Genomic DNA, 15543 nt, shown 5'->3' on the forward strand with positions numbered 1-15543 from the left:
CACACGACTCCACAAGGGAGGTTCGCCATGCTGAACGAAACAGGCAAGAAGACGAAGAGCGCGAAGGGTACATGGAGTGCTGATCCGGCCCCGCTGCATGCGCGCCGCTGGTGGGGGCTGACGGCCATCGCGCTCGCCCAGTTGATGATCGTGCTGGACACGACCATCGTGACCATCGCGCTGCCCACTGCCCAGCAGGATCTGGGCATGTCCGACGCGAGCCGGCAGTGGGTCATCACGGCCTACACCCTGGTTTTCGGCGGGCTGCTCCTGCTCGGCGGCCGGATTGCCGACCGGCTGGGCCGCAGGCGCACCTTGATCGCCGGCGTCCTCGGCTTCGCCGTGGCCTCCGGTTTCGGCGGGATGGCGGGCTCCGGCTGGATGCTGGTCGCCGCCCGCGTCGGGCAGGGCGTCTTCGCGGCACTTCTGGCCCCCTCGACCCTCGCGCTGCTGATGGCGGTGTTCCCCGGACCGGCCGAACGGGCCAGGGCCATCGGAATCTACAGCGGGGTGCTGACCGCAGGCGGCGGAATCGGCCTGGTCGGCGGCGGGCTGATCACCAGCTACCTCGACTGGCGATGGTGCATGTACGTCAACATTCCCATCGCCCTGCTGGCCGCGCTCGGCGCCATCGCCACGCTGCCCGATCTGCCCGGACGCACCGATGCACGGATCGACGTCCTGGGAGCGCTCACCGGCTGCGGCGGCATCGCCGCTCTGGTCTACGGGTTCTCCGAGGCCGGCGAGCACGGATGGCACACGGCGCGGCCTTTCCTCTGCCTGGCCGTGGCCGCCGCCCTGCTCCTGGCGTTCGGGATCACCCAGGCCCGGCTACGCACTCCCCTCCTTCCGCTGCGGATCCTGACGGACCGCAACCGGGGCGCGGCTCTCGCCACCGTCACACTGGCTACGCTCGGACTGTTCGGGGTCTTCCTCTTCCTCACCTACCAACTGCAGTCCGTGATGGGCTACTCCGCGGTCAGGACCGGCCTCGCCATGCTCCCGCTGGTCGCGATGAACGTGACGGCGGCGACCCAGCTGTCCGGTCGCCTGCTCCCCAAGCTGCCGCCCCGGCTGCTGATCGTGCCCGGACTGCTCTGCGCGGCCGGCTCGCTCGCCCTCCTCACCCAACTCACCCCGCACAGCCCCTACATCGCCGTCATCCTGCCCGCCGAGCTGCTCCTCGGACTCGGCATCGGCGCACTGTTCGGCCCCGCCGTCGCGACGGCCACCAGCGGAGTCGCACCCCACGACGCCGGCATCGCCTCCGCGACCGTCAACACCGCCCAGCAGACGGGCGCCTCGATCGGCACCGCACTGCTCAACACCATTGCGGCCAGCGCCACCAGCGCCTACCTGGCCGGCCACGACGGCGCAGACGCCCTCCGGGACGCCACCGTGCACGGCTACGCCACCGCCGCGACCTGGGCACTGGGCATCATGCTCGGCACTGCGGTCCTGGCCGCCCTGTTCATCACCGCAGACCCGCGCAAGACCGCGCCGTGACCCGCAGCACAACGGCCCCGAGCAGCCGCGCCCCACCGGGCACAGCGCCCGCGCCGCTGACGCACAACCTGATCGCCCCCTCGTAGCGCAGGACCGGCGCCCGACGAGACCGGCGACCCGAGCAATACATCCGGACCACGTCATCCCGAAGGGACGTCACAAGACGCGATCCACCGGCGTCTTGATGCCACCAACACCAAGGAGCAGGTCATGACCGCCCGTTTGAACCTCTTCAGCAACCCGACCACGACCACCGCCAAGGCCGCCGGGTACTTCGGAAAGGCGAGCAAGACGATCCTGGAGGAATCCACGCTGCCGGCCGCGACCCAGAAGCTGGTAGTGCTGCGCGCGAGCCAGATCAACGGCTGCGGCTACGCCACCGACGTGTGGAGCAAGAACGCCGCACACGCCGGGGAGAGCGCTACCCGCGTCAACCTCGTCGCGGCCTGGCGCGAGTCCACGGTCTTCACCGACGCCGAGCGCGCCGCCCTGGAACTGGCCGAACAGGGCACCCGCATCGCCGATGCCGCCGGTGGCGTCACCGACGACGCATGGGCGAACGCCGCCCAGCACTACAACGAGGACCAGCTGTCCGACCTGGTGATGCTCATCGCCCTGATCAACGCCACCAACCGCATGGGCGTCATCGTCCGCCAGCGCGGCGGCGACTACCAGCCAGGCCAACTCGGATAACCACAAGCAGCCTCCGGCACCCGAGCGTCAAGCACCGTGCGAACAAGCCCCGCGACACCCCACGGCATGAGTGAGGAACCACATCATGGAAGCCCGTTTCGACCTGATGGCCAACCAGCTCGGCGCCAAGATCGCCAAGCGGATCTACAACGTCGCCTTGGCGATCGTCCAGTCGCCGCTCCCGCAGGGCACCCAGGACCTGGTGATGCTGCGGGCCAGCCAGATCAACGGCTGCGGCTTCTGCGTCGACTACCACACCAAGGACGCAGCGGCGGCCGGAGAGGACGCGACCCGTATCAACATGGTCGCCGCCTGGCGTGAGTCGACGGTGTACACCGAGGCCGAACGCGCCGCACTGGCGCTCACCGAGGAAGGCACCCGCCTCGCCGACGCCCACCCCGGCGTGTCGGACGAGACCTGGACCCGGGTGCGCGAGCACTACGACGACGATCAGATCGCCGCACTGGCCTCCCTGATCGCCATGATAAACGCCAACAACCGGCTCAACGTGATCATGCGCAACCCGGGCGGCTCCTACCAGCCCGGCATGTTCGCCGGCATGGCCAACTGATCCGTACACCCATCGCGGCCCGGCCAGGATCGCTCGATCCGAGCCGGGCTCGCGTACGCCTGCGGCCACACGTCACCCCACCACAGCCTGCGACCCATGGTCGTTGTCAGTCCCAGCCGCAGTCCGTCATACCTCAACCTCGATGTCCTCAATTCGAGGTCGACGTTTTATAGGTGATCGCCTGTGAAACACCGTGCCGTGTGGCGGTCCACCTGCAGTGATCATGTTTCATGAGTTGTTGCAAACGACTGGATTCCTGAAACACCCTCACGAAACGCTCCGAGGCGTGAGCGACGACTTCAATCGCGTGGAATCGCGCGACTGTCCGATGTCCACCTGCGCGGCCCCCGCAGTCTCCCCGTGCCGGACCGGCAAGGGCATGGTAGCCATCCAGTACCACACCGCCCGCTTCCGCCTCGTGCCCCAACTTGCCAAGGTACTCAGCGTGCCGACCCCGGCCGTACGCAAGCCGGGGTCGATGTGGACCGAGCTGCCCAGGCCGGTGAGCGCTGGCGCCCAACCGGCCGGGCACGTCCGCCTCGGCTACGCACGGGCCTCGACCGCCCGGCAGTCACTCGACGCGCAGCTCGACTCCCTAGCCGAGGCCGGGCTGACGCGGGTCTTCTCGGAGAAGATCTCCACCCGCGCCACCCGGCGCCCCGAGCTGGAGGCCGCCGTGAAGCTCGCCGGGGAGATCCGTTCCTCCGGCGTCGCTGTGACCCTCGTCGTCCACGAGCACAAGCGGCTCGGCCGCGGCATCGAACTCGCCATGCTCGCCGAGGAGCTGAAGGCGGGCGACGTGGGCCTGGAGTTCCTCACCGGGGAGCTGCAGGGCTCGCACGACCCCTCCGGGATCGTGTTCACCGTGCTCGCGGCCATGTCCGGCATGGAGCGCGAGTACATCCGCGACCGCACCCTCGAAGGCCATGAGTCCGCCCGCAAGCGTGGCAAGACCATCGGCGGCGCGGGCGTCACCGACGAGGACATGCTGTCCATGGCCCTCGACCTGCGCGATCAGGAGATGAGCCTGCGCGACATCGCCAAACGGCTCGTCATCACCACCGGCAGGAAGAAGGGCCAGCACCCCTCACCCGCCACCGTCATGCGGATGCTGCGCGAGCACGACGAGAGGGCCGCCACGGCGGCGAGCGCGTGACACCCGCTACCTTGCGGCTGGTGTCTGGGCCAGGACTCCGAGGCCTAGCCAATGAGCATCGTCGGAAACTACCCGAAGGATCGTTCTCCGACGTTGATATCCGACGCGAGTTGCCGACACTGCCCACCTGCAGGTTCGTGATCGCCACCCCGAGTGTCGGCAGACGTTCGTTTGCCGACACTCGCAGCGCGGCGCTTCGGCAGGTGGCAGCCAACGCTAGGCATCGTCGCAACCTAGAGCATCGGGTGCTGTCCGCGTGTTCCTCGCGGACAGCAGCCCAGCACTTTTGTTTCGAGCTCCGGTTCTATTCGGTGCGTAGGGCGGTGGCAGTGCGGGTCCGGGCGGCCCTTCCCGCGGGCAGGAAGGCGCCCAGGACGGCGATGAGCAGACCGCCGAGTCCGAGCAGGACCAGTTCGGTCGGGTGATAGACCGAGGCGGGCATGTTGATTCCTGCGCTGTGGCCCATGGCGGGCACGATCGTCGCCTGCAGGGCCGCCCCGACGGGAACGCCGGTGGCGCCGCCGATCAGGCCGATCACCACGAAGGACGCGATGACCATGGTGACGGCCTGTCGAGGTGTCATGCCCAGCGCCTTGTGGACGCCGAGGTCGTGGATGCGTTCGCGGGTGTCGAGCACGACCGCGTTCAGCACGCCCAGCCCGGCGGTGGCGACGAGCATCAGTGTGAGGATGGCGGTCAGCGCGTCCAGGGCGAGGATCGCATCGCTCTTGCCCTGGAACTGGTCACTTTGGGCGCTGACGCCCAAAGGCCGTAGCGCGGTGTCGAGTTTGTGGATGTAGCCGCGCACCTCCGTGCCGGGCTTGACGGCGATGGAGTAGGTGTCAGGGTGCAGGTTCGGCTCCGCGGCGGCGAGCGTCCCGGTGCTCCAGGGCGGATGCGAATGCGGCCTGACGGTCCGCCGCGGACTCCACCCCTTCCGGGGTTCGTTCGGTCGTGGTCATGATGGCTTCCTCCGTCCCGCTCTCAGGCTTCGACCACGGGAGTGCGGGAGGTGGTCTGCGTGAAGCGGGGCAGTGCGGCCACGCCGACGGCGAGGAGGGCCACGATGCCCATGTGGACGTACTCGACGGTGGCGAAGGCGTGGGAGACACCGTGCGGCGCGAGGCCGATGTACAGGGTGCCGAGCGTGGCCACGCCGAGCGCGAGCCCGCTCTGCTGCAGGGTGATCAGCGCGCCGCTGCCGATGCCTCCGAGGTGGGTGGGCACGTCGGTGAGCACGCTGCGGAACAGGCCCGCGAAGAGCATCGACTGTCCGGCGCCGGTCAGTGCCAGGGGGGCGGCCATGACCCACAGGGAGACGTGCGGCCAGTCGGCGACGAGCACCGCGACCAGCCATGCGAGTCCGGCCAGTTGCAGTACGGCGCCCGCGGACAGGGCGGCCCGTCCGAAGCGGGAGATCAGGCGCGGGGCGAGGACGGATCCGGCGAAGAACAGCAGGGCCATCGGCAGGATCGCCAGGCCGCCGTGCAGGGCGTCGGCGTGCAGCCCATCCTGCACGGTCAGCGCGAAGACGAACATGAACGCCCCGAAGCCGATGCTGAAGGCCAGCACCATGACCAGCCCGCGGGACATCGACGGCAGCCGCAGCAGCGACGGCGGCAGCAGCGGCACCTCACCGCGCCGCTCTGCCGCCTTCTCGACGACGTAGGTGACGGCGCCCAGGACGACGGCAAGGGCGAGCAGCAGCCAGGTCCACCAGGGCCAGCCGAGTGAGTGCCCCTCGGTCAGCGGGACGAGCAGGGCGACGAGCGTGGCGGCGAACAGGAACGTGCCGGGCAGGTCGATACCGACGGGGTGTTCGGAGCGCGTGGCGGGCACAATGCGGGCGGCGACCAGCAGGACCACTATCCCGATCGGTACGTTGACCAGGAAGATCGGCCGCCAGGCCGTTCCAGCGATGTCCGCGCTGACCAGCAGCCCGCCCACCAGCTGGCCGACGACCGCGGCGATGCCGGAGGTGGCCCCGTACAGCGCCAGGGCGCGTGCCTTGTGCTCGCCCTCCAGGGTGTGGTGGAAAGTAGCCAGCACCTGGGGCACCAGCAGCGCCGCGGTGGCACCCTGGACGATCCGACCCGCGATCAGCATGCCGACGCCCGGTGCGAGTCCGCAGGCCAGCGAGGCAAGGACGAAGCCGATGAGCGCGCCGAGGAACAGCCGTCGCCGGCCGTACCGGTCGCCCAGCCGACCGCCCAGGACCAGCAGGGCGGCGTAGGCCACGCCATATCCGGCGATCACCAGCTCCAGCGAGGACGCCGACGCGTGCAGCGACGCATCGATGCTGGGCAGAGCGACATTGGTGATGAAGAAGTCCATGATCGGCAGGAAGGCGCCTGCCAGCAGGATCAGCACGCCGAAGGCGGACAGCTCCGAGGCGCGGCCCCTCACCTGATGTCCGGTGGCGTGCGTGTGCGTTGTGACCATGACGGCCTCTCTGGAGCAGATTACTTACTTGCGCCCACAACAATGAGCTTGCGCGCGCGAGCAATCAAGGCCCCACGGGGTCCCCATGACTGAAATTTACTTGCGCACGTAATATTTTTACTTGCGTGCGCGAGTAAGTTGCCTGTAGGGCTGGGGATATGACTCACAGCAACGAAAACGGTCGGCCCTCCGTGGAGCGGCCGGCCGCCGCACGGGCCCCCGTCGACAGCGGTGGCAGAAGAGGGCTGCTGCTCGCCCTGGCGCTGCTGACCGCGGTCGGCCCGTTGGCGATCGACATGTATGTCCCGGGGCTCCCCGCGATGAGTGCCTCACTGCACGCCGGTGGGTCAGGAGTGCAGCTCACCCTGACGGCCTTCCTGGCCGGGGTCGTCGTCGGCCAGCTCGTCATCGGTCCGCTCAGCGACGTCGTCGGGCGGCGCCTGCCGCTGATCGCCGACACCGGGTCGGACCCTTCGGGGAAAGCAGTTCGCTCCCCATGGGCCTGATCATGCTCATCGCGCTGGCCCTGGCCGCGCTCTGCCTCGTCGGCCTCGTCCGCCCCTGGGACGGCCACGGCGAGGTCGGCGCTCACTGATACGACCGCAGCCGGCTCTCAAGCCCGTTCACGGTCGCTCCCCTGTCGTCCGCCCCGGCCCCACGGCTGGTGCGGCTTTCCGGCCGACCAGGCGTCGGCGTTCCCTCCACATCGAATCGAGACACACCATGCAAGACCACCCCTCCGAAGCCGGCCGCGGCACCACGCGGCGTCTACTCCTGCGCGGTGCCGCCATCGGCACAGCCGCGATCGCCGGGACGTCCCTGCTGCCGACGGCAGCCGCATGGGCCGACACCCGGGCACGCGGCGGCTCTCAGTACGTCGACGGCGTCGACGTGGTCCCCGACACCTCCCATGCCACGCGAGCCCTGGTGGAACACATCCGCGGCTACTACCAGGCCAAGAGCGACAAGAACCTCGACTGGCAGATGTCCTACTTCTCCCGCGAGCGGTTCACCTACATCGACGCGATTCTCGGCTGGCACTGGTACCGGTGGCAGGACATGCGCACCGCGCTGGCCGGGTGGTACCCGAGCTGGCCGGCGGACAGCAGGTCCTACCCCACCCGGCTACTCGGGGACACCACCAGCGCCATCCTCGTGTTCACCGACACCCCCGGCATGTTCGGTCCCGGCCAGGTCCGCAACTTCGGCGCGGTGAACTTCGACCGCCACGGCAGGATCGAACGCTGGGTCGACTACTGGGACGCCCGCCAGTTCGGCGTGGCCGGCTGGAAGAAGGAGCAGGAGCCCCCGGCCCAGTGGCCCACGGACTTTCGGGAGTCCACCGTCGGGGAGACCGCGTCCCCGCTGATGCGCCGCGTCGCCACCGCCCTCGCCACCGCACTACGGGCCGGTGACATCCCGGCGGCGATGAAGCTGTTCTCCACGGACGCCGTCTACGAGGACGTACCGGCCCACATCCAGATCACCAGCCAGGCCAGCATCCGCACCTTCCTGACGAAGGCCGCGTCGATACTGCCGTACATGGGCGCGGGTACCGCCGTACGGCATGTGCTCGGCAACGACTCGGGCGGAGGCTACGAATGGACCACCACCCACGGCCCCGTCCCCCGCGGCATCACCGCCCTCGAACTCGACGCCTGGGGCAGGATCGAACGCCTCACCGCCGTATGGAACGGCGCCTACGCCGATACGGCCATGTTCACCGCCCTCGCTCAGAAGGCCGTTGAGCACTGACCCACTGACCACGAAACGGTACGGCAAGGGGGGCGAAGCCAACGCGGCCTCGCCCCCCTTGCGAGGTCAGCCTTTCTGGGCGATCCGCTGGAACGCGAGGGCGAGCTTGCCGAGGTCGACCCCTTCGAGCTGGTCGAAGAAGTGCCGGCGAACGCTGGCCACGTGTACCGGCACGGCCTCCTCCAGGCGCGCCACGCCGGCCTCGGTCAGGGTGGCATTGAACGAACGGGCGTCATGGACGGACTGCTGCCGCCGGACGAGCCCCTCGGCTTCGAGACGTTTGACGGTGCGCCCCACAGCAGAGGCGGACTGCTGGCACAGCTCCGCCAGGTCGCTCAGCCGCATGGTGTGCTCGGGCGCCTCGGACAGGAACATCAACGCGATGTACTCGGCGTGACTCATCCGCTGAAACCGCTGCAGGTCGTCGTCGAAGTCTCGCATCAGTGCCGCCATCGCCGGGCGGAGCGCCCTGATCAGGCTCCGCTCGCCGTCGGTCAGGGCGGAGGCGTCGTCGTCTCGCATTCCCGCAGGATACGTAGAAATTACTCGCGCAAGCAATATTCACCCGCTGTGAACAGATCATGCGAGAAGTCTGCGAGGACTTCGAGGCTGAACCGGAGCAGTTCAACGGCATGGAGGACCACGTCCACCTGCTCGTGACCCGCCCACAGTCCAGCTCTCCAAGCTGGTCAACCCCAAGGGCATACGACACCCCGTCATGGCTGCGCACCGACCGCGGCCTACCCGTCGCAGTGCCGTGATGCCGAATCGGGCACTGCCCACCATGATCGGTCTTGAGGGCGAGCGCGTGGACGGGAACCGAGTCCGCGCTGTGTGCTCTGATCGTCGCCTTGTACTGGCCCCCGCCACCAGACGATCACGGTCAACGTTACGTCCGGGAGAGTCGCGATGTCGCAGGAGACAACTGCTGCTCCAAACCAAGCGGGCCGCGCCGCTCTCGAGGAGCGGACGACCCGGTGGCAGCGGTGCTCGGCGCTGTGGTTTTCACGGTGTGACGTGCTCACGATGGAGGTATCAGCGTGAACTCTGCGAGCCGTCCGGTCGAGCCTGACACGGAAAGGCCCCCCGCAGCCGCCACGGACCCGCTCTCACTCGTCCGCAGCCGCGGATACGTGGTTCTCCTCCTGATCGCGGCGGTTGTCGGCATCCCGATCTCGGCGGCCGCCTTCGGTTTTCTCGCACTCGTCGACAAGCTCCAGACGCTCACCTACACAGACCTGCCCCAGGCCCTGGGTTTCCATGGCACGCCCAGCTGGTGGCCGGTGCCGCTGCTGGCCGTGGCCGGGCTCCTTGTCGGTCCGATCGTCCGATACCTCCCCGGCAACGGTGGCCACGAGCCGGCCCGCGGGTTCGTGGCCTCGGGCCCGACCCCGGCAGTCAATCTGCCTGGCGTGGCGCTCGCCGCGCTGGCCTCACTCAGCCTCGGGGCGGTCATCGGGCCTGAGGCCCCGCTCATCGCCCTGGGCAGTGGTCTCGCCGTAGTCGCGTTGCGCCTGACGCGGAAGTCGTTCCCGAAGCAGGCGTCCGCCGTGGTGGGAGCCTCCGGGAGCTTCGCCTCGATCAGCACCCTGCTCGGCTCACCGCTGCTCGGAGCCTTCCTGCTCATGGAATCGTCCGGCTTGGCTGGAGCGATGCTCGGCGTCGTCCTGATACCCGGACTGCTCGCCTCCGGCATTGGCGCGCTCATCTTCACCGGCCTGGACTCGTGGACCGGCCTGGGCACCTACTCGCTGACGCTGCCGAACGTCCCCCATGCCGCCACGCCGGATGCCGCCGGGTTCGGCTGGGCACTCGTGATCGGGGCAGCGGCGGCTCTGCTGGGCGTCGGAATCCGGTGGCTCGCCCTCGGCCTGCTGAAACTGGTCGAACCGCGACGGCTGACGGCCACCGTGCTCGCGGGCGTCGCCGTGGGTCTGATCGCCCTGCTCTACGCGGAGTGGTCCGGCCACCCGGCATCGGGAGTCCTGTACTCGGGGCAGAGCGGCCTCGGTCCCCTTCTCACCGCGAACGCACAGTATTCGGCAGGCGCCCTGGTAGCGCTCGTCGTCTGCAAGGCAGTGGCCTACTGCGTGTCCATGGCGGCTTTCCGTGGTGGCCCGGTGTTCCCCGCCATGTTCGTCGGCGCGGCCGGAGGCATCGCCCTCTCCCACCTGCCCGGACTCGACGTGACCGCTGGGCTCGCGATGGGCGTGGGTGCAATGTCGGCGGCGATGCTCAAGTTGCCCATGACCTCGCTGTTGCTGGCCACGCTGCTTCTGGGCCGAGATGGGCTCACCGTCATGCCGTTGGTGATCGTGGCGGTCGTGGTCTCCTACGTCCTCACCCTCCGGTTGACCCCACCGCCGACCGCCGCACCCCCCACCGAGCAGGACACAGCCGCGCCGCGGGGCAGCTGAGCTGCCAGGTGGTGCGGCGGTTCGCAGCTCGACCTCCGACTCCACCACAGCGCGGCCCGCTCGGTATGCGCCCGATGCGGAGGTGACGGTCGTTTTGAACTCCCACGGGCCCCCACCGATTGCGGCCCGGGATAATGCTGCATCTCATGGATCGCATGCAGCAACAGACGTCCTCACCGGATGGTGCCGTGCCCCCCATGGAGCGATCGCACTGGGTGGCCTTCGCCGGAATCCTGCTCTTGGTCAGTGCCCTCTTCAACCTGCTCAACGGTTTCGTGGCGATCTTCAATCACGGCTACTACTCGACCGTCTACTCCCAGGGCAACCGATTGCTCATCCTCAACTACACGGCCTGGGGCTGGATCTGGGTCGCCATCGGCATCGTGATGGCCCTGGCCGGTCTCGGCGTGCTCGTGGGTTCCAGAGCGGCGCGGCTGACGGGTATGTGTCTGGCAGCGTTCTGTCTCGTCGGCCAGATGATCTTCCTCCCGGTCTACCCGTTCTGGTCCCTGTGCACGATGGTGGTGTCCGTGCTGGTCATCTTCGGTCTGCTGGCCGAGCCGCGGCACGTGCACGGCGCGCGGGTGTAGCGCCGCGCGGGCGCCCGGAGGACTATCGCATCAGGGGCAGCGCTTGTGGTGGCACCCCTACCGGTACCCACTGTGCGACGACTCGGCGGTCCGGGCCCGGGAACGCCCGCTGAACCGACTGGAGCAGTAGCTTCAACTCCGTTTCCACCGCTGGATGTTGCACTGCCGGGAGGCTTTCGAGAAGGCCGTCGAGCAGGGGCACGCAGGCGTCGGCAGATCTGCGTGGAGGTCGCCCCGTAGTCACGGTGAACCGCGCGATCACGGCCAGAGCGGCGTGACGTGGCCGGCGCGCACCGCCGGACGTGACCCATCGGATCGGGCGCATCGAATCCGCCGGCCCCCGCTGGGAGACGCGCCGCGCCGGACAAGTCCGTGCTGCCGGTTCGCCCCTGGCCCCATGGCCGTGCCCGTGCCCGACTTCGTGCCGACGACCAGTGCCGTCCGCCCTCGCGGCACACGCATCAACTCTGCAGCCGACCGTGGTCCCGTGGTGGAATCCGCCATGCACTGCCTCCTCGCTGCGCGGCTGCGGTTCCGCCTGGCCGCAGCCGGCCCGGCACTGAGGTCACGCGATCACCGGCCGCGCCGCCTGTCCGGTCGGCCGCCGATGGGCCATTGAGCGGAGCAGCTCCCCCGGTCGGACCAGGGGCGGTCCGCGCGACGTACACCACCTCCTCCGCGGAGAGGCTCAGGCGTGGGTCACCACACCTGGCGTTCGACCGGGCGACCGCCTGTCAGGGGCCGACACGCAGTGGGTCGTTCGTATCGATCCGGCTGGTGGACTGTTCGGCTCGCCGGGTCGCCGGCTCCCGGAGTGGGCACCCGGCGTGGCTCTCCACGCTCGGCCATGGACCGAATGCTCGTTTCCGACAGCCTCGTCCACCGCTGCGACCCGGCAGGCATCCCCGAACGGGTTTCCCCTCCGAAAGACGCAAAGAGACACGTTCGCGCAGCTCAGAGACTCAACTGACTTCGAAAGTTCAGGTCGGTCCTCACTGTTCGCGCATCGGCCTGCCGGTGCGTGCTCGGCGTCTCGCTCACCCACAGGGGCGGCCCGGATAGTCCTCGGTCTCGGGTACGCCCGCCTCCCGCATCCTGCGCAGCACCTCAGGCAGGAGCGACTCGTCGCCGGTGTCCGCCGGGCAGTTGGTCTCCCGGTCGAAGACCAGCGTCTCCCCCGCCGTGTGCCAGATGACCCAGCGATACCGGGACCTGCCGTCGTCCCAGAGGTGCGCGTAGCTCTCCACAGCCGTCGTCTTCCGGCTCACGATGCCGCCTTTCCGGTCCAGCCGCCGTCGACGTATGTCGCGACGACCTCGATGTCTCCGATGCGCGACGGATCGACGCGCCGGGGGTCGTCGCCGAGTACGACCAGGTCGGCGAGCTTGCCCGGGGTGAGGCTTCCCATGCGGTCGTCCCAGTGGCAGGCGAACGCGCCGGCGACGGTGTAGGCGCGCAGGGCCTCGTCGACGGTGAGGGCCTCGTCAGGGCCGATCAGCTGGCCGGACTCGGAGGCGCGCTCGACCATGAACTGGATGGCTCGCAGCGGGGATCCGTCCGTGACGGGGCGGTCGGAACTGCCGACGAGCGTGATGCCCCGGTCGAGGAACGCCCTGCCGCGGTAGAGCCACGGGGCCCGTTCCTCCCCCATGATCGCCGCGTAGTCGTCGCCGAAGTAGCGCAGGAAGTTGGGCTGGACGACCGCGCTGACGCCGAGGCGAGCGAAGCGCGGCAGCTGGTCGGGGCGGATCAGGCCGGCGTGCTCGATGCGGTGCCGGGCGCCGGGGCGCGGACGAAGGCGCTGGGCGCGTTCCAGGGCGTCCAGGGCGATGTCGGCGGCGCGGTCGCCGATGGCGTGGACGGCGAGCTGCCATCCGGCGAGGTGGCCGTCGACGATCGTGTCCGCGAGCACGTCCGGGTCGTCCTGCAACTGGCCCGCGTGATCGAGCCCTTCGTAGGGGCTGCTGAGGGCGGCGGTCCGGGCCATCATGCCGCCGTCGGTGAAGATCTTCAGCGCGCCCACGGAGAGGCGGTCGTCGCCGAACCCGGTGCGCAGGCCGAGGTCGAGGGACCGGGGAATGCCGTCGGCTTCATGAGCGGCGACCGGGTGCAGCCGGTCGGCGGACACCATAAGCTGCACACGCAGCGGCAGCAGGCCCTCCTCGCGGGCGAGTTGGTAGGCGCCCAGCTCGACCGGGCTGTGGCCGACGAGGGTGCCGCCGATGCCGGCCTCGGCGCAGGCGGTGACGCCCTCGGCCAGGCAGGTCCGGGCGGCGCGCCCGATCGCCTCGGCCAACTCCCGCTGGGAGTACGGCAGGCGAAGCGCGCGGGCGGCGCCCATGGCTCCCTCGGCGAGGAAGCCGCCGTCGCGGGACAGTTCGGCGGGGAGCAGGTCGAGCACGGCGGAGTTGACGACGCAGCCGTGCCCGGAGTCGTGCAGCAGGAACAGCTTGTGTCCGTGGCTGACCGTGTCGAGTTCGGCGGCGGTCAGGTGGCGTCCCAGGGCCCGCTGGTCGTAGCCGGCGATGCTCACCCAGGCGCCGGGCGCGCCCTTTCGGAGGACGGCCTCCTCCACGATGGCCAGCACGTCCTCAATGCGCGTGCACCCGGCGATGCTGGGGGTGTTCTCCTTGAACCCGGTCCAGGCCAGGTGCACATGGGCGTCGATGAACCCGGGCAGCACGGTGGCGCCCTGGAGGTCGATCACCTCGCGCGCGGGAAGGGAGGCCACGGCCTCGTCCAGGCCGACGATCCGGCCCTGCCAGATGCCGAGGTCGTGGGCGACGGGGTGGTCGGGGTCCATGGTGAGGAAGCGGGCGTTCGTCAGTCTGGTGGAGAGCACCATGAAGGTCAGGCGTCCATGGACGTCGCGAGGGACCGGGGGCGCAGATCGGTCCAGTGGGTCTCGATGTAGTCCAGGCACGCCTGACGGGTGTTCTCGGCGAGGACGACCGTCCACCCGCCGGGCACCTCCGCGAAGGACGGCCAGAGCGAGTGCTGGCCCTCGTCGTTCACCAGGACGAGGAAACGGCCGTCGACGTCGTCGAAGGGGTTGGTGCTCATGTGCGGTGCCTCCTGAAAGAATAAGGTTAGGCTCGCCTAATCAAATGCGAGCTTAGCCTTCTCGCTTTCCGCTCCACAAGGAGACGTTCATGAGGTTGGTTCGTTCATGAGGTCGGTGGGGGACGACACCTTCGCCGCGTTCGGAATGACCGGCACGCCGGGCACCGACGCGTTCTGGGTGACCGCGAGGACACCCATGTCGATACCCGAGGGCGAGGGGTGGGTGACCCTGTTCCTGCGGCGCGGGTCCGAACCGGCGAGCGTCGGCTTCGAGAGCTGGTCGGAGCCGGTTCCCCTGCGCCGGTGGGGCGACACGGACTGCTGGTACACCGAGGTGCGCATGCCCGCGCGGCTGCGGGTGACCTACCAGTTCCTCACCGGGGACGCGGCGTACGCCGACCCGCTCAACCCGGTCGGTGCGGGCGGTGACCGGTCCGTCGCCGCGACCCCGGACGCCCCCGCCCAGCCGCACTGGCCCGACCTCGGCGCCGATGACGTCCTGCCCGTCCCGCGCACCCGGATCCGCTGGAACAGCGCACGGCTCGGCGGGCGGCGCACCGTGCGGGTCCACCCGGCGGGCGGCGGCGGGCCGTTGGTCCTGCTGCTGGACGGGGACGACTGGCTGTACCTGCACCCGGCCGTGACCGCGTTCGACTCGGCCGTCGCCAGTGGCGAGATGCCGCCGGTCACGCTCGTCTTCCTGCCGACCACGGACAGGGAGGGCGAGTTCGGGTGCCGGCCCGAGCTGTGGGAGGCGGTCCGGGACGAACTGCTGCCGCTGGTGGCGGAGACCGGCATACCCGCGGACCGGGACCGGCTGGTGGTCGCCGGACAGAGTCTCGGCGGGCTGAGCGCGCTGTACGCGGCACTGGAGTTCCCGGATCTGGTGTCCCGCGTCGCCTGCCAGTCGGGGTCGTTCTGGTGGACGCCGGACGCGCTCGGTCTGGCCGACCCCTTGGGCGGCCCGGTCGGCGGCACCGTCGCCGCGCGCCTGCGGGAGCTCCCGGACCTGTCCGGTCTGCGGGTCGCTTTCGACGTGGGGGAACACGAGACGCGGATGCTGCCTCACTGCGAACTGACCGAGACCCTGGCACGACAGGCCGGAGCGACCGTACGGGTCTCCCGGTCGCCCTCGGGCCACGACCGGGCGGGCTGGCGTCACGCTCTGCTCAGGGACGTCACCTGGGCGCTCAATTAGAGGGCGTTTGATCTAGGTGGATTGCTCTCTGTCTCCGAGGCGACGTGGATCGTGGCCTCGGAGCAGTCGGTCAGGGTCTCGTAGTCCCGGGCGAGGCGCCGTTGACGCCTCGGCGTCGACTCCGAGTACTTCTCCTTCACCTGGTCGAGGAA

At 69.5% G+C, this 15543-nt stretch carries 15 protein-coding genes and 1 pseudogene; 10 read left to right on the forward strand and 6 right to left on the reverse strand.

The annotated features are described in order from the left end of the window. Positions 1-27 precede the first annotated feature (27 nt). The 4 genes from AQJ46_RS56490 (at position 28) to AQJ46_RS00735 (ending at position 3926) form a co-directional block, all read left to right on the forward strand. Positions 28-1506, forward strand: coding sequence for an MFS transporter (locus tag AQJ46_RS56490; RefSeq protein WP_208616875.1), 1479 nt, complete (start codon positions 28-30; stop codon positions 1504-1506). 210 nt (positions 1507-1716) lie between these two features. Further along, a complete protein-coding gene (locus AQJ46_RS00725) occupies positions 1717-2199 on the forward strand; it encodes a carboxymuconolactone decarboxylase family protein (RefSeq protein ID WP_059203690.1) in 483 nt (160 codons plus the stop codon). Positions 2200-2284: 85 nt separating this feature from the next. Then, the gene (locus tag AQJ46_RS00730) at positions 2285-2770 is read left to right on the forward strand and encodes a carboxymuconolactone decarboxylase family protein (protein ID WP_059203691.1); all 486 of its coding nucleotides are present in this window, start codon (positions 2285-2287) and stop codon (positions 2768-2770) included. 286 nt (positions 2771-3056) lie between these two features. Continuing rightward, complete coding sequence (locus AQJ46_RS00735; RefSeq protein WP_208616851.1) at positions 3057-3926, forward strand: recombinase family protein; 870 nt, start codon at positions 3057-3059, stop codon at positions 3924-3926. Positions 3927-4230: 304 nt separating this feature from the next. On the opposite strand, the gene AQJ46_RS00740 is transcribed toward AQJ46_RS00735, so the two are convergent. Continuing rightward, positions 4231-4734 carry an FtsX-like permease family protein gene (locus AQJ46_RS00740; RefSeq protein WP_225887195.1) on the reverse strand — a complete coding sequence of 168 codons (504 nt, stop codon included), beginning with the start codon at positions 4732-4734 and terminating at the stop codon, positions 4231-4233. 176 nt (positions 4735-4910) lie between these two features. Next, positions 4911-6368, reverse strand: coding sequence for an MFS transporter (locus tag AQJ46_RS00745; RefSeq protein WP_059203693.1), 1458 nt, complete (start codon positions 6366-6368; stop codon positions 4911-4913). A gap of 158 nt (positions 6369-6526) precedes the next feature. On the opposite strand from AQJ46_RS00745, the gene AQJ46_RS00750 reads away from it, so the two are divergent. After that, positions 6527-6874, forward strand: a complete 348-nt coding sequence (locus AQJ46_RS00750) for an MFS transporter (RefSeq protein WP_107117172.1) — start codon at positions 6527-6529, stop codon at positions 6872-6874. Between the two features lie 217 nt (positions 6875-7091). Then, entirely contained in the window at positions 7092-8123 is a 1032-nt protein-coding gene (locus AQJ46_RS00755) for a hypothetical protein (protein ID WP_059203695.1), read from the forward strand. A gap of 66 nt (positions 8124-8189) precedes the next feature. On the opposite strand, the gene AQJ46_RS00760 is transcribed toward AQJ46_RS00755, so the two are convergent. Continuing rightward, a complete protein-coding gene (locus AQJ46_RS00760) occupies positions 8190-8645 on the reverse strand; it encodes a MarR family winged helix-turn-helix transcriptional regulator (RefSeq protein WP_059203696.1) in 456 nt (151 codons plus the stop codon). Positions 8646-8668: 23 nt separating this feature from the next. On the opposite strand from AQJ46_RS00760, the pseudogene AQJ46_RS51565 reads away from it, so the two are divergent. The 3 genes and pseudogenes from AQJ46_RS51565 to AQJ46_RS00770 all read left to right on the forward strand — a co-directional run. Further along, positions 8669-8791, forward strand: a pseudogene (locus AQJ46_RS51565) (transposase); the annotation flags it as partial. 372 nt (positions 8792-9163) lie between these two features. After that, a complete protein-coding gene (locus AQJ46_RS00765; RefSeq protein ID WP_059203697.1) occupies positions 9164-10540 on the forward strand; it encodes a chloride channel protein in 1377 nt (458 codons plus the stop codon). Between the two features lie 197 nt (positions 10541-10737). Beyond that, a complete protein-coding gene (locus AQJ46_RS00770; RefSeq protein ID WP_059203698.1) occupies positions 10738-11130 on the forward strand; it encodes a DUF7144 family membrane protein in 393 nt (130 codons plus the stop codon). Between the two features lie 1037 nt (positions 11131-12167). Here the strand turns inward: AQJ46_RS00770 and AQJ46_RS00775 are convergent. Genes AQJ46_RS00775 through AQJ46_RS00785 form a run of 3 tightly spaced genes read right to left on the reverse strand, consistent with a single transcriptional unit; the run spans position 12168 to position 14193 of the window. Further along, positions 12168-12398, reverse strand: coding sequence for a hypothetical protein (locus AQJ46_RS00775; protein ID WP_059203699.1), 231 nt, complete (start codon positions 12396-12398; stop codon positions 12168-12170). Next, positions 12395-13972 carry an amidohydrolase gene (locus AQJ46_RS00780; RefSeq protein WP_059204357.1) on the reverse strand — a complete coding sequence of 526 codons (1578 nt, stop codon included), beginning with the start codon at positions 13970-13972 and terminating at the stop codon, positions 12395-12397. The genes AQJ46_RS00775 and AQJ46_RS00780 overlap by 4 nt, the downstream gene beginning before the upstream one ends. A gap of 8 nt (positions 13973-13980) precedes the next feature. After that, positions 13981-14193 (reverse strand): MbtH family protein, encoded by a 213-nt coding sequence (locus AQJ46_RS00785; RefSeq protein WP_059203700.1) that lies wholly within the window; start codon positions 14191-14193, stop codon positions 13981-13983. Positions 14194-14299: 106 nt separating this feature from the next. Here AQJ46_RS00785 and AQJ46_RS00790 point away from each other — a divergent pair, with 106 nt between their 5' ends. Next, positions 14300-15391, forward strand: coding sequence for an alpha/beta hydrolase-fold protein (locus AQJ46_RS00790; RefSeq protein WP_059203701.1), 1092 nt, complete (start codon positions 14300-14302; stop codon positions 15389-15391). Positions 15392-15543: the final 152 nt, after the last annotated feature.

Source organism: Streptomyces canus, assembly GCF_001514145.1.
Classification (GTDB): domain Bacteria; phylum Actinomycetota; class Actinomycetes; order Streptomycetales; family Streptomycetaceae; genus Streptomyces; species Streptomyces canus.